This window comes from Amorphus orientalis, assembly GCF_030814015.1.
GTDB classification, from domain to species: Bacteria; Pseudomonadota; Alphaproteobacteria; order Rhizobiales; family Amorphaceae; genus Amorphus; species Amorphus orientalis.
On the sequence record NZ_JAUSUL010000001.1, the window covers coordinates 1,026,652 to 1,038,981 of the forward strand.

General features: G+C 65.7%; 11 protein-coding genes. 6 read left to right on the plus strand and 5 right to left on the minus strand.

The genetic code is table 11. The features are described from left to right. Positions 1 to 34 precede the first annotated feature (34 nt). From J2S73_RS04610 to hpxZ, 5 genes are read left to right on the plus strand one after another with little or no spacing between them, the layout of a single operon-like run. Positions 35 to 1,057 (plus strand): TRAP transporter substrate-binding protein, encoded by a 1,023-nt coding sequence (locus J2S73_RS04610; RefSeq protein WP_306884253.1) that lies wholly within the window; start codon positions 35 to 37, stop codon positions 1,055 to 1,057. Further along, on the plus strand, positions 1,054 to 1,605 hold the full coding sequence (locus tag J2S73_RS04615) for a TRAP transporter small permease (RefSeq protein WP_306884254.1): 552 nt from the start codon (positions 1,054 to 1,056) through the stop codon (positions 1,603 to 1,605). Before J2S73_RS04610 ends, J2S73_RS04615 begins: the two co-directional genes overlap by 4 nt. A gap of 19 nt (positions 1,606 to 1,624) precedes the next feature. After that, positions 1,625 to 2,914, plus strand: coding sequence for a TRAP transporter large permease (locus tag J2S73_RS04620; protein ID WP_306884256.1), 1,290 nt, complete (start codon positions 1,625 to 1,627; stop codon positions 2,912 to 2,914). Between the two features lie 43 nt (positions 2,915 to 2,957). Then, the gene (locus J2S73_RS04625) at positions 2,958 to 4,550 is read left to right on the plus strand and encodes a gamma-glutamyltransferase family protein (protein WP_306884257.1); all 1,593 of its coding nucleotides are present in this window, start codon (positions 2,958 to 2,960) and stop codon (positions 4,548 to 4,550) included. Positions 4,551 to 4,565: 15 nt separating this feature from the next. Beyond that, positions 4,566 to 4,940, plus strand: coding sequence for an oxalurate catabolism protein HpxZ (gene hpxZ, locus J2S73_RS04630; RefSeq protein ID WP_306884258.1), 375 nt, complete (start codon positions 4,566 to 4,568; stop codon positions 4,938 to 4,940). Here the strand turns inward: hpxZ and J2S73_RS04635 are convergent. After that, positions 4,937 to 5,407 (minus strand): RrF2 family transcriptional regulator, encoded by a 471-nt coding sequence (locus J2S73_RS04635; protein WP_306884259.1) that lies wholly within the window; start codon positions 5,405 to 5,407, stop codon positions 4,937 to 4,939. The genes hpxZ and J2S73_RS04635 overlap by 4 nt on opposite strands. Before the next feature lie 342 nt (positions 5,408 to 5,749). Here J2S73_RS04635 and J2S73_RS04640 point away from each other — a divergent pair, with 342 nt between their 5' ends. Further along, complete coding sequence (locus J2S73_RS04640) at positions 5,750 to 6,220, plus strand: group III truncated hemoglobin (protein ID WP_306884943.1); 471 nt, start codon at positions 5,750 to 5,752, stop codon at positions 6,218 to 6,220. A 232-nt stretch (positions 6,221 to 6,452) separates the two neighbouring features. On the opposite strand, the gene J2S73_RS04645 is transcribed toward J2S73_RS04640, so the two are convergent. From J2S73_RS04645 to J2S73_RS04660, 4 genes are read right to left on the minus strand one after another with little or no spacing between them, the layout of a single operon-like run. Further along, the gene (locus J2S73_RS04645; RefSeq protein WP_306884260.1) at positions 6,453 to 7,076 is read right to left on the minus strand and encodes a TetR/AcrR family transcriptional regulator; all 624 of its coding nucleotides are present in this window, start codon (positions 7,074 to 7,076) and stop codon (positions 6,453 to 6,455) included. Further along, positions 7,069 to 10,497 carry an indolepyruvate ferredoxin oxidoreductase family protein gene (locus J2S73_RS04650; protein WP_306884261.1) on the minus strand — a complete coding sequence of 1,143 codons (3,429 nt, stop codon included), beginning with the start codon at positions 10,495 to 10,497 and terminating at the stop codon, positions 7,069 to 7,071. The genes J2S73_RS04645 and J2S73_RS04650 overlap by 8 nt, the downstream gene beginning before the upstream one ends. A gap of 7 nt (positions 10,498 to 10,504) precedes the next feature. Then, entirely contained in the window at positions 10,505 to 11,824 is a 1,320-nt protein-coding gene (locus J2S73_RS04655; protein ID WP_306884262.1) for a TRAP transporter large permease, read from the minus strand. Beyond that, positions 11,821 to 12,324: a TRAP transporter small permease gene (locus tag J2S73_RS04660; protein WP_306884263.1), complete on the minus strand. Its 504-nt coding sequence runs from the start codon at positions 12,322 to 12,324 to the stop codon at positions 11,821 to 11,823. Before J2S73_RS04660 ends, J2S73_RS04655 begins: the two co-directional genes overlap by 4 nt. Positions 12,325 to 12,330 lie beyond the last annotated feature (6 nt).

Genomic DNA, 12,330 nt, shown 5'->3' on the forward strand with positions numbered 1-12,330 from the left:
TCGGCGGCAGGCTCGAACGAAAGGAATGAACTCCATGATCCTCACCGTTTTCGCCAATGCCCGAGGTGTTGCGCCGGCCGGTCTTGCGCTTGCCGCGGCCCTTATGGCCAGCACGTCCGTGCAAGCGCAGGAGGTTCTCAAGTTCCATCATGACCTTCCTGAGGATTCCGCGCAGCATATGGGGGCGGTGCGCTTCGAGGAACTCGTCGAAGAGCGCACCAACGGCGCCATCGACGTCCAGATCTTCGCCAACAACGCGCTCGGCGACGACGTCGAGGTGGCGCAGCAGATGCAGTTCGGCGCCGTTCAGGCGGCTCCGATCCCGACCGCCAAGCTTTCCAATTTCGCGCCGAGCCTGCAGCTGATCGATCTGCCGTTCCTGTTCCCCAGCCCCGAGGTCACGTACGAGTTTCTCGACTCCGACGTCGGCATGGAGGTGTTGTCGGATCTTGAGGACTCCGGCTTCGTCGGCGCGATGTTCTGGGAATCCGGCTTCAAGCAGCTCACCTGCAATCATGAGGTCACGGGCCCCGGCGATCTCGACGGTCGCAAGGCCCGCGTGATGGAGAGCCCGCTCCTCATCGCCCAGTTCGAGGAACTCGGTGCGACCGCGATCCCGATCGCCTTCTCCGAGACCTACTCCGCGCTGCAGCAGGGCGTGGTGGAGTGCCAGGAAAATCCGATCGTCTCGATCCTCAAGATGAAGTTCTACGAGGTTCAGGACTACATGATGCTGTCGAACCACGGCTATCTCGGTACGGCGATGATCTTCTCCAAGGTCTGGTTCGACGGGCTGGACGAGGACACGCAGACCATCCTTCTGGAGGCTGCCCGGGAAGCCGGCGCCTACCAGCGCGAGAAATCGGCTGAGTTGCAGGAAGGCTATCTGAAAGAGATCGCCGACGCCGGGACCACGACGATCGTCGAGTTGACGCCGGAGCAGATCGCGACCTTTTCCGAGGCTATGAAGCCGGTGCACGCCCAGTTCGCTGACAAGATCGGGGCGGATCTTCTGGAGCGCTCCTACACCAAGCTGGACGAGCTGAGCGCCCAATGACAGGTGCCTCCGCACCCGCTGAGCGTTCTCCGGACGCTGCCTCGGGCGGCGTCCGGACGCTTCTGCGTATTCTGGACAAAGGCCTGACGGCGTTCGAAGGCGTGCTGCTGGTTGTGGCGCTGTCAGCGTCGGTGCTCTTTCTCGTCGCCGACATCATCCTGCGTGTCGCCGTCAATGTCGCCCTTCCCTGGGCCGCGGAGGCGACCCGCTACGCAATCGTCTGGCTGGTCTTCATCGGCGGAAGCCGGGCGGCTCTTGTCGGTGCGCACATCACCATCGATGCGCTGCCGGAGTTTCTTCCGACGCCCGCGGCCCGCCTGGTGACCCGGATCGGACTCGCAATCTCGTCGGCTGCCTGTGCGATCCTCGCCTGGTACGGAATCGCTCTGGTCCAGAGAATGACGGCCTTCCGTCAGCTCTCGCCGTCGCTGGAGATCCCGATGTGGTGGGTCTATCTGGCGCTGCCCATCGGATTCGCGCTGATGACCGTGCGTTTTGCGCAGGCTGCGATCATGCCACCGGAGAAGCACACCGGGCCGGCCGCCTGATCCGACGGAGAATTCCGCAATGCCGATTGGATTTGCTGCCGCTGTCTCCGCCCTTCTGGCCTTGAGCGTGCCCATCTTCGTGGCGCTCTGCCTGCCGGTCATCGCCTTTCTGGCGACGACCACCTCGACGCCGCCTGAGCTGGTCATCCAGCGGCTCTTTTCCGGCGTCGACAAGTTCCCGCTGATGGCGATCCCGTTCTTCATCCTGGCGGGCAACCTGATGGCGAGCGGTGGCCTTTCGCGCCGCCTGACGGATCTCGCGGTTTCCCTGGTGGGAGCCCTGCCGGGCGGTCTCGCCATGACATCGGTGGCGAGCTCCATGTTCTTCAGCGCGATCTCCGGATCGAGCCCGGCCACCGTGGTCGCCGTCGGCAAGATCATGCTGCCGGCCATGACCGATGCCGGCTACCGCAAGCCGTTTTCCATCGGTCTCCTGATGAGCGCTGGGTCGCTCGGCATCGTCATCCCGCCCTCGATCTTCATGATCGTCTACGGCGCAGTGACCGGCGTCTCCATCGGCGCGCTTTTCCTGGCCGGTCTCGGGGCCGGGCTGATCTACGGCGCCGTCTTCATGGTGATGTCGATGATCTATGCGTGGCGCGTCGGCCTGGCGCGCGGGGCAGCCTGGTCGGTGAGCGAGATCCTGCGTAACCTCAAGGCCTCCGCCTGGGGCCTGGCGATCCCCGTCATCGTTCTCGGCGGGATCTATGGCGGACTGTTCACCCCGACCGAGGCGGCCGCCGTCACCGTGGCCTACGCGGCCTTCGTGACCATGGTGATCTACCGGGAACTCGACCTGAAAGGACTGCTGGCCGTCCTGCTGGAATCCGCGGTCACCACAGCCCAGGTGATGATCGTGGTCGCGGCGGCCTCCGCCTTCGCCTGGTATCTGACCACCTCGGGCTTCTCGGTCGCGGTGCAGACGCTGCTTTCCGACATCGGCGACGACCCGGTGAAGGTCCTGCTGGTCATCAACGTCGTGGTGCTTCTCGCGGGAATGGTGCTCGACCCCAACTCCATCATCATCATCCTCGTGCCGTTTCTCTTCGTGCTGGCCACGAGTGCCGGGATCGACCCGGTCCATCTGGGGGTCGTCCTGTCGGTTAACGCGGCGATCGGCATGTTCACGCCGCCGTTCGGCCTCAACCTGTTCGTGGCGAGCACGCTCGGGATCACCTATCGTCAGGCGGTCATCGGCTCCGCTCCGTTCATCCTGGTGGCGCTCGTGGCGCTGGCCGTCATCACCTACATTCCGGAGGTGAGCCTGTGGCTGCCCTCCCAGGTCTATCAGGGGATCGCCGGCAATTGAGCTGTCCTCGACAGATCCGGAACCAAAAACGGACCCGACCGACGTGCTGAACACCCCACGCGCCTATCGCGGCATGACGACCGCGCCGCATCACCTGGCCAGCCGCGCCGGCCTCAGGATCCTGGAGGAGGGCGGCAACGCCGCGGAGGCGATGCTTGTCATGGCGGCCACCATCGCCGTCGTCTATCCGCACATGAACGCCATCGGCGGCGATGGCTTCTGGATCGCCCACGCCCCCGGCTCGGCGCCCGTCGGCATCCAGGCCTGCGGCCCCGCAGCGGGCCTGGCCACGCCTGATCATTACGCCGACCTCGGCTTTTCCGACGCCATACCCGGCCGCGGCGGACCGGCGGCTCTTACGGTTGCGGGAACGATCGGCGGCTGGCAGGAGGCCCTGGGCCTGGCGGCCGAGTGGGGCGGGCGGATGCCGCTGTCCGATCTCCTGAGCGATGCGATCCTCTACGCCCGTGAGGGAGCCGCGATCTGTTCCAGCCAGGCACGGCTCACCGCCCAGAAGCTTGGGGAGCTGAAGGACGTCTCCGGCTTTTCCGCGGCATTTCTCGATGGAGACGACGCCCCGGACGAGGGTGCGCGCCAGACTTTCCCCGCCCTGGCCGGAACCCTGGAGCGCCTTGCCGACGCGGGGCTCGACGACTTCTATCGCGGCGATGTCGCGCGGGCGTTGGCCGCTGATCTGGAAGCAGCCGGAAGCCCGGTCCGGCTTTCCGACCTCGAGGCCTATCGGGCGCAAAGGGTCGCCCCGCTCTATCTCGCCATTGACGGAGCGCGGCTGTTCAACATGCCGCCTCCCACGCAAGGGGCAGCGTCGCTGGCCATTCTGGGTATCCTCGACCGCCTCGGGCGCCGCGATACGTCCGGAGCCGGCTTCGTGCACGACGCCGTAGAGGCGACCAAGCAGGCCTTCCTGATGCGCGACGCGCACGTCTTCGATCCGGCCTATATGAGCGTCACGCCCGAGAGCCTGTTGGAAGACCGGGCGATCGCCCGCATGGCCGCGGCCGTCGACCGCGAGACGGCGGCGCCGTGGCCGCAGCCGGCTCAACCCGGCGACACCATCTGGATGGGGGCGATCGACGGCGAGGGGCGCGCCGTGTCCTTCATTCAGAGCATCTACTGGGAATTCGGGTCCGGCGTTGTGTCTCCCCAGACCGGAGTGCTCTGGCAGAACCGCGGCATGAGCTTCTCGCTCGACCCGGTGCACCCGAACGTGCTGGCGCCCGGGCGGCTGCCGTTCCACACGCTCAATCCGGCGATGGCGCTGTTCGACGACGGACGCACGATGGCCTACGGCACCATGGGGGGCGAGGGGCAGCCTCAGACCCAGGCGGCGATCTTCGCCCGCTATGTCTGGGGCGGGGCCGGCCTCCAGCAGGCGGTGACGGCTCCACGCTGGTTGCTGGGCCGGACCTGGGGTGCCGGCGCCACCAACCTCAAGCTGGAATCGCGCTTCGAACCGGAGGTCGTCGAGGCGCTTCGGGCGGCCGGTCACGACATCGAAATCGTCGACGCCTTCTCCGACATGATGGGACACGCCGGCGCGCTCGTGCGCCATGCGGACGGTCTTCTCGAAGGCGCGAGCGATCCCCGTGCCGATGGCGCGGTTGCGGCATTCTGATCAGGAGCTGGGTTCATGGACGTCAATCTGCCCGACGTGAAGGCGGAGGTCGAAGCGGCCTTCGCCCGATACGAAAAGGCTCTCGTTACCAACGACGTCGACGTGCTCGACGAGCTGTTCTGGGAAAGCCCGCACACGATCCGCTATGGCGCCGGAGAAAACCTCTATGGCTATGAGGAGATCCGTGCGTTTCGGGCCGGCCGCAGCAGCAAGAACCTGGAGCGCATCCTGCACCGCACGGTGATCACCACGTTCGGCCGCGACATGGCGACGGCAATGACCCTGTTCGAGCGCGAGGGAAGCCGGACCGGGCGCCAGAGCCAGACCTGGATGCGCACGCCGGACGGCTGGAAGGTCGTTGCGGCGCATGTCAGCGTGATGGCCGGTTAGGACCTGCTGGCACAGAAGTCGGGCCCGCGGGCGGCGCGACCAAGCGCGTGCGGCTGGGTGAAGGCCTCGGCAGTCAGGGCGATGTCGGCAAGGGTGTAGGCATCCAGCGTCTGAACGAAGGCCTCAAGCGCGCGATTGAGAACCTGCGGCAGACGGCAGCAACCGGTGATGACGCACTGGTTGCCGGTCTCGAAACACTCGACCAGCGCAAAATCCGGTTCGGTCGCCCGTATCACCTCGCCGAGGTTGATGGCCTCCGGAGGCCGGGCGAGGGCAAAGCCGCCCGAGCGGCCGCGAACCCCCTTGAGATAGCCGGTCCTGGTCAGGACGTTCACGACCTTCATCAGGTGCGCGCGTGAGATCCCGTAGGTCTTCGCCGTTTCCTCGATGGTGACGAGCCGGTCGCCAGCCGCGGCTGAGTACATGAGCACCCGAAGCGCATAGTCGGAAAAGCGGGTCAGCCGCATGGTCTGGGTCGTTCTCCGAAAAGACGGTGGCCGGATCGGCTGGCCTCCGGCGGAGGTGGTTCGCGCGGGCAGGCACCGGCCAATTTCATGCAGTCTAGATGACTCATAATATGCCGTTCAAGAACGTGCCGGTCGGTGCGTGGTGGAGGAATAGCCGGGCCAGCCGCGGATTTTGACCGCGGTTCCGGTGCGACCGATCGACCGGAGGCCATCGTGCCGGTTGCGTCGACAGTGTCGCCCTATAACATATATGAAGAATATCTCTTTATGGGCCGTATGCCGGCGATCGGTCGTGGCGTCCGGCCCACCGCCCAGACGGTGGTTGAAGTGGTGAAGGACATGATGGATCCGAGGGAGCGCCGGGCGCGGATCACAGCAGAGATCGTAACCCGGACCGGGATCGATGAAGATCTGATCGAGCGTGTGGTGCGGACCTTCTATGCGAAGATCCGCAAGGACGACGTTCTTGGCCCGGTGTTTGACGCGCGCATTTCCGACTGGGAGCCGCATCTTCAGCGCATGTGTGCGTTCTGGTCGTCCGTGGCCCTGTTGTCGGGACGATACAGCGGCCGTCCGATGGAAAAGCATCTGGCGTTACCCGTCGATGCTGATCATTTCGATCGGTGGCTGGCACTGTTCGAGGAGACGGTGCACGAGGTCTGTACGCCCGCGGCGGCGGAACACTTCGTGGAACGGGCACGCAACATCGCCCAGAGTCTGGAGCTGGGTATTGCCGGACAGAACGGTGTGCTGCTGATGAAGGGCGAGCGTTATCGGACGCGCCCGTCGGATCAGCCGGACGCAGTGCAATGACGGCCGCCGACAATGACGACGAGACCGCGCCGACCGGCTACGCGTCACCACCCTGTTTGCTACACGAAATCGACCCGGCCTATAGCGGCCTTGCTGGTGACGCCCCGCCGGCGGTGAGGGACGCACGCCACGATACCAGATCCCCAGGTCAAGCCTCCAAGCCAGTCGGTCAGCTTTATGGGACCAGGCCACGTCGTATCCGGGCAGAGGATCCGGACGGGACGTAGCAGGGCTATTTCTCGGTGAAGATCCCGTTGGTCGCGATCGCCACCAGAATGTTGGAAAGATCGCCGATGGTCAGAGACGCGGAAGGGCGGTACCAGGTGGACGGAGAGTTGCACATCCCGAGGATCGCGTAGGCAACAACCTTCGCATCGAACGATCCGGGAATCTCGCCAGTCTTCTGGCCTTCCTGAATCAGGCTCACCCAGTTGCGCTGATAGTGCCGCCAGATGTTGAGCATCTCGACGAGCCGCGCGTCCTGTTTGGCCCTCCGCATGCGCCGGACCGCCACGACCATATCCGTATAGTTCGGATTGAAGCGGTGAAGATGGTTCTCCACCGCGAGGACGAGTTTTTCCCGCACCGAGATGTCCAGGCCGAGGATACGCTGCAGCCCGGAATCCAGAGAGATGCTCTCCGGCTTGATGATCTCGATCAGAATGTCGACCTTGTCGGAGAAGTAATAGTATATCGACTCTCGGGTGACGCCGCATTCGGCGGCGATTTCTTCGATCGATGTATGCGCGACGCCCTGCTCCTCGAACAGTTCGGCGGCCCGCCGGACGATCAGCTCGCGGCGCGGCGAATTGCGCCGGCTCGCGCGGGGTTTGCGCACGGTCGAGACATTAGACATGGGCAGCGTCCACGGGCGTCTTCGTTTCCATCACGTTCATCAACCGATTCGTCTTCTCCCGGTAGCGCTCGATGCTCTTCCGCTTGACCGGGCCGAACCCCTTTATGTCCTGTGGCAGCTCGAGGATGCGGGCCGCCGCATCCGTGTCGAGGTCCGCCGAGAGCCGCTGCGCAACCTGGAAAATGGTTTCCTCGAATTCGGCGATCAGCGCGCGCTCTTCCCGCCGCTCGTGCATATAGCCGAACGGATCCAGCGCCGTCCCGCGCAGAAAGCGCAGTCTCGCCAGAGCGGAAAAGAGGGGGCGGATCCAGGGTCCGAACGTGATCTTGCGGGGTCTGCCGGTCGCAGGGTCGGTGCGGGTGAGAAAGGGTGGTGCGAGATGATACGCGACTCGCAGCTCGCCATCGAACAGAGAAGTCAGGCGCCGATCGAGCCTGCCATCCGAGTGCAGCCGCGCGACCTCGTATTCGTCCTTGTAGGTCATCAGACGGAACAGCGACCGGCCTGCCAGGCGGGCGAGGGCTCCATCGCCACCCATTCGTTGCTCTGCCTGGCGTAATGGTTCGAGCGTCCGCTCGAAGCGCCGCGCCCACCGCGCGCTTTGGTAGGCCCGGAGTTCGGACAGCATTGCGTCATGATCGAGACGCTGTGGGTGGCGCGCCGCCGGCTCGGCCGTCGCCGGCTCGGCGGCAAAGCGGCGCCCGGCCTCGAAGGCTCGGGTGTTCATCCCCACGGCTGCGCCGTTGATCTCGATGGCCCGGGTGATCGACGTTCGCTGCAGCGGTATGAGGCCGCACTGCCAGGCGAAACCCAACAGGATCATGTTCTTGGCGATCCCGTCCCCGAACCTGTCAACGGCCAGGCTTTCGGCGCCCAGGGCGTAGAGGCGGGCGGACAGAGCTTCGAGTTCCCGGACGCGGGCGGTTCCGTCCGGCTCCGCGTTTCCGTCGAACACGAAAGACATCGTCGGCATGATGTCGGAGTTCGCCACCACGTGGGTGCGGTCCTGAGAGAGCATGACCTTCGTGGACGCGGCACTCGCCACCACAAGATCGGTGGCGAGCAACAGGTCGGCGCTCTCCGGCGGGATCCGCGCGGCCATTGGCTCGTCCATGGCCGCGATACGCACATGGCAGGTGACCGCGCCGTTCTTCTGGGCGAGCCCGGCCATGTCGAGGGTCGTGGCGGTCAACCCCTCCAGGTGGGCGGCCATCGACAGGATCTGCGAGACCGTCACCACGCCGGTTCCGCCCACTCCGGGGATCACGATGTTGACCGGGGCGTCGGGTACCGGGATCACGGGCTCGGCGGGCGCGCCGTCCTCCTCCAAGAGGCCGGTCGGCTTCCGCGATTTCAGCGAGGAGACGCCGGCAACCGTCACGAAGCTCGGGCAGAATCCTTTGAGGCAGGACGTGTCGACGTTGCACGATGACTGGTTGATCTGGCGCTTTCTGCCCAGCGGGGTCTCGAGCGGCTCGATCGCGATGCAGCCCGACTGGACGTGACAATCGCCGCACCCCTCGCAGACGCGCTCGTCGATGACGACGCGGACATCCGGTTGCTGCTCCAGTCCGCGCTTTCGCCGCCGTCGCAATTCCGTGGCGCAGGTCTGTGCGTAGAGGAGAACGGTGACGCCCGGAATCTCCCGGAGGTCGCGCTGAACGCGGTCCATCTCGCGCCGATCGAGAACCTCGACGGCATCCGGCAGGCCGGACCGTCCGGAGAACCGGGTCACGTCGTCCGTCACCAGGACGACCTTGCGGACGCCTTCGGCAAGGACCTGGCTTGCCATCTGCTGCGGCGTCAGCTCGCCTTCAACCGGCTGGCCGCCCGTCATGGCGACGGCATCGTTGTAGAGCAGCTTGAAAGTGATGTTCGCGTTGGCCGCGACGGCCGCCCGGATGTTGAGCGAAGCGGAATGCGCATAGGTGCCGTCGCCCAGATTCTGAAAGCGGTGGCGCTCTTCGGTAAAGGGCGCCTGGCCGATCCAGTGCATGCCTTCGCCGCCCATGTGCGTCATCGACGCGATCTGACGGTCCGGAAGCCAGCTCGCCATGCCGTGGCAGCCGATACCGGCCATGGCGAGGCTTCCTTCCGGAACCTTCGTGGAGGTGTTGTGAGGGCAACCGGCACAGAAATAGGGCGGCCGCTCCGGTGCCCCCGCGGGTTGCCTGGCCTCCAGGGATGCGCGAAGCGCCGATACGCGCTCTCCCAATGACGCGTGATCGGGGCACAGCGCCGACAGGCGGTCGCCGATGATCAAGGCGAGACGGGCAACGTCGAGGACGCCGCACTCCGAAACGAGCGCCTCTCCGGCCTCGTCGCGCTTGCCCACGAGCTTCGGCGCGCTGGGATCTCCATAATAGATGCGGGCGATCTGATCCTCGACGACCGGTCGCTTCTCTTCGACCACGAGGAGCGTCTCGTGGCCGAAAGCAAACCGCCTGAGCCCGTCCTCTGACAGGGGCCAGGTGAGCCCCGGCTTGTAGAGTCCGAGGCCCATGTCTGCGGCGTCGCCGGGCGAGAGGTGCAGAAGCCGGAGAGCATCGACGACGTCGAGGACCGCCTTGCCGGGTGCGACGATGCCCAGTCGGGGCGTCCGGGCACGAAACAGTGTCGTGTCGAAGGCCCCGGAGGCTGCGAACCGCGCGACCGCTTGCCTGCGCCCGCCGGCGAGCCGGGCCTCCATCGCCGCCGGCGGATCCGGCCATCGGATGTGGAGATCGTCCGGTTCGCCAAGGTCGGGAAGCCGGAGCGCGTCGGGCGTGATGTCGACCGAGGCCGAGCCCTCGATGACTTCGGTAAGGGCGGTCATGCCGACCCACAGCCCTGAATATCGCGACAGAGCGTATCCCAGGATGGCGAACCGGTAGATCTCGGCCACGCTCGCAGGAGACAGCACCGGGATCCGGGCGGCGATGAAGTCATGCTCCGACTGGTGCGCCAGCGTCGATGACGAGGCGCCGTGGTCGTCTCCGGCAATGGCCAGCACGCCGCCAAGCCGGCTCGTGCCGGCGGCATTGGCGTGCTTGAGGGCGTCCATCGAGCGGTCCACGCCGGGGCCCTTGCCGTACCAGAGGCCCAGCACGCCATCGACGGTCCGACGGGGGTTGAGCGCTGTCAGTTGCGAGCCCCAGACGGAGGTGGCGGCGAGGTCCTCGTTCAGGCCGGGCTCGAAGACGATACCGTGGTCGCCAAGCAGGTCGGCGGACTGCCAGAGCTCGTGGTCGAGGCCACCGAGGGGGGAGCCGCGATAGCCGGACACGAAGGCCCCCGTGTGCCGTCCGGCTCCGGTGTCCCGGCGGCGCTGATCGATCAGGGCGCGAACCAGCGCCTGCGTGCCCGTCAGGTGAACGCGCCCGGCCTCTCGGGTGAACCGTTCTTCGATCGGCGTCTTTGGGTCCGGATCGGGGTGCGTCATGGGGGCATCACAGGAAACCCGGCAGCCATAGCGCCAGGATGGGGAAAATGAAGATGACAGCCAGGCCCAGCAGCTCGATGCCGATGTAGGGAACGATGCTGACCAGGATCTGACGCATGGTCACGTCGTCCGGAGCCACCGACTTCATGATGAACAGAAGCAGTCCGAACGGCGGCGTGATCAGCCCAACCTCCAACGCGATAAGCATCAGGACGCCGAACCAGATCGGGTCGACATCGCTCATTCCGATCAGTGGCATGAAGAAGGGCAGGGTGATCAGCATGATGCTGATCTGATCCATCAGCATACCCAGCAGCAGCGCCACCAGGAGCATCATCAACACGAGCGTACCGATATCGATGTCGAGGTCGACCACCAGAGCGACGAGCTGCCGGGTTGCGCCTGAGAAGGAAAGGATCTGCGAGAAGGTGATCGATCCGCTGATGATGATGAAGATCATCGCCGTTGTCGCCGCCGTACCGGCCAGCGCCTTGCGGATGGCGGTCCAGGACAGCGAGCGATAGGCCGCCGCGGCGATCACCGTTGCGATGCTGCCGAGCGCGGCGGATTCCGTCGGCGTCGCATAGCCGCCGAGGATGCTTCCGACGACAACGACGACGATGGCCATCAGCGGCACGACGTTGATCAGGAAGGGGCGCAGGCGTGCGCCGAGCGGCTCCCTCTCGGCTGACTGCGCGGGCGCAAGCGCCGGCCGCATGCGGGATATGGTGACGATGAAGAGGAAGAAGAGCGTGGCCAGCAGCAGACCCGGAACGATGCCGGCGAGCAGCAGGCGGGAGATCGAGATGCCGGCCAGGCTGCCGAAGAGGACGGCCAGTGCCGACGGCGGGATCAGCATCGCCACGCCGCCGATGCCGAGGATCGGCCCGACGCTCAACATCGGGTGATATCCCAGCCGAAGCATGTCCGGCAGCAGCACGCGGCCGAGCACCGCCGTGTTGGCGATGCTGGAGCCGGACAGCGACGCGAAAACGCCGCCGCTCACCACGGCGACCAGGGACAGCCGCCCCGGTACGCCCGTGATCAGCCGCTCGATGGCGTGAATCGCCCGGGTCGCCAAGCCGGTATGGAGAAGGACTTCTCCCATCAGGATGAAAAGAGGGATCGGGACGAGGGCGAACGACGTCACCGCCTCGGTGGTGCTGAGCGCCAGCAGTCTGAGACCGGACTCGCCGCCGAGAATGAGGTAGGCGCCGGCCAGGTTGAGCGCCAGAAAGGCGAATGCCACGGGCACGCCGATGCCCATGAGGAACACCAGCGAGCCGCCCATGAGGCCGAGCATGACCTCCCATCCGATGCCGCTCATGCCGGGTTCACCTCCTGCGGGCCGGCAAATCGGCGCCAGATGCGCAACAGGAACTCGATCGCCAGCAGCGTGACGCCGAGCGGCATCACCGACAGGATGATCCACTGCGGGATGACGAGGTATTTGAAGAGCAGCGAGCCCTTCAGGAAGGCCTCGTGCGCCGCTTCTGCCGCGTAGACGGCGAGAATGACGCATGTGGTCGCTGCGACGACGTCGGAAATGGTCAGCAGGACCCGCAAGGTGCGCGGTCGGAGCGCGCGGGTGAACACGTCAACGCTGATGTGCTCATGGCGCCTGAGCACCCATGGAGCGCCGAGGAACGTCACGACGAGGAGGCCGTACTCGCACATCTCGAGTGTCCACCCGAAGGCAGGCAGGCCGAGATTGCGGACGGCCACCTCGGCTCCGACGGACAGAGCCAGGAACGCGACCACCAGGCTCGCGGCTACGCCGAAAGCATCGCAGACGCGTCCCATGCCTTTGTCGATCGAGCTGATCATCCGGCG

Bases quoted from the DNA above. Each gene is read 5' to 3' on its own strand.
- J2S73_RS04645 (WP_306884260.1), bottom strand. From the start codon at position 7,076: ATGTCTAATGTCTCGACCGTGCGCAAACCCCGCGCGAGCCGGCGCAAT.
- J2S73_RS04610 (WP_306884253.1), top strand. From the start codon at position 35: ATGATCCTCACCGTTTTCGCCAATGCCCGAGGTGTTGCGCCGGCCGGT.
- J2S73_RS04615 (WP_306884254.1), top strand. From the start codon at position 1,054: ATGACAGGTGCCTCCGCACCCGCTGAGCGTTCTCCGGACGCTGCCTCG.
- J2S73_RS04660 (WP_306884263.1), bottom strand. From the start codon at position 12,324: ATGATCAGCTCGATCGACAAAGGCATGGGACGCGTCTGCGATGCTTTC.
- J2S73_RS04620 (WP_306884256.1), top strand. From the start codon at position 1,625: ATGCCGATTGGATTTGCTGCCGCTGTCTCCGCCCTTCTGGCCTTGAGC.
- J2S73_RS04635 (WP_306884259.1), bottom strand. From the start codon at position 5,407: ATGCGGCTGACCCGCTTTTCCGACTATGCGCTTCGGGTGCTCATGTAC.
- J2S73_RS04650 (WP_306884261.1), bottom strand. From the start codon at position 10,497: ATGACGCACCCCGATCCGGACCCAAAGACGCCGATCGAAGAACGGTTC.
- hpxZ (WP_306884258.1), top strand. From the start codon at position 4,566: ATGGACGTCAATCTGCCCGACGTGAAGGCGGAGGTCGAAGCGGCCTTC.
- J2S73_RS04655 (WP_306884262.1), bottom strand. From the start codon at position 11,824: ATGAGCGGCATCGGATGGGAGGTCATGCTCGGCCTCATGGGCGGCTCG.
- J2S73_RS04640 (WP_306884943.1), top strand. From the start codon at position 5,750: ATGGATCCGAGGGAGCGCCGGGCGCGGATCACAGCAGAGATCGTAACC.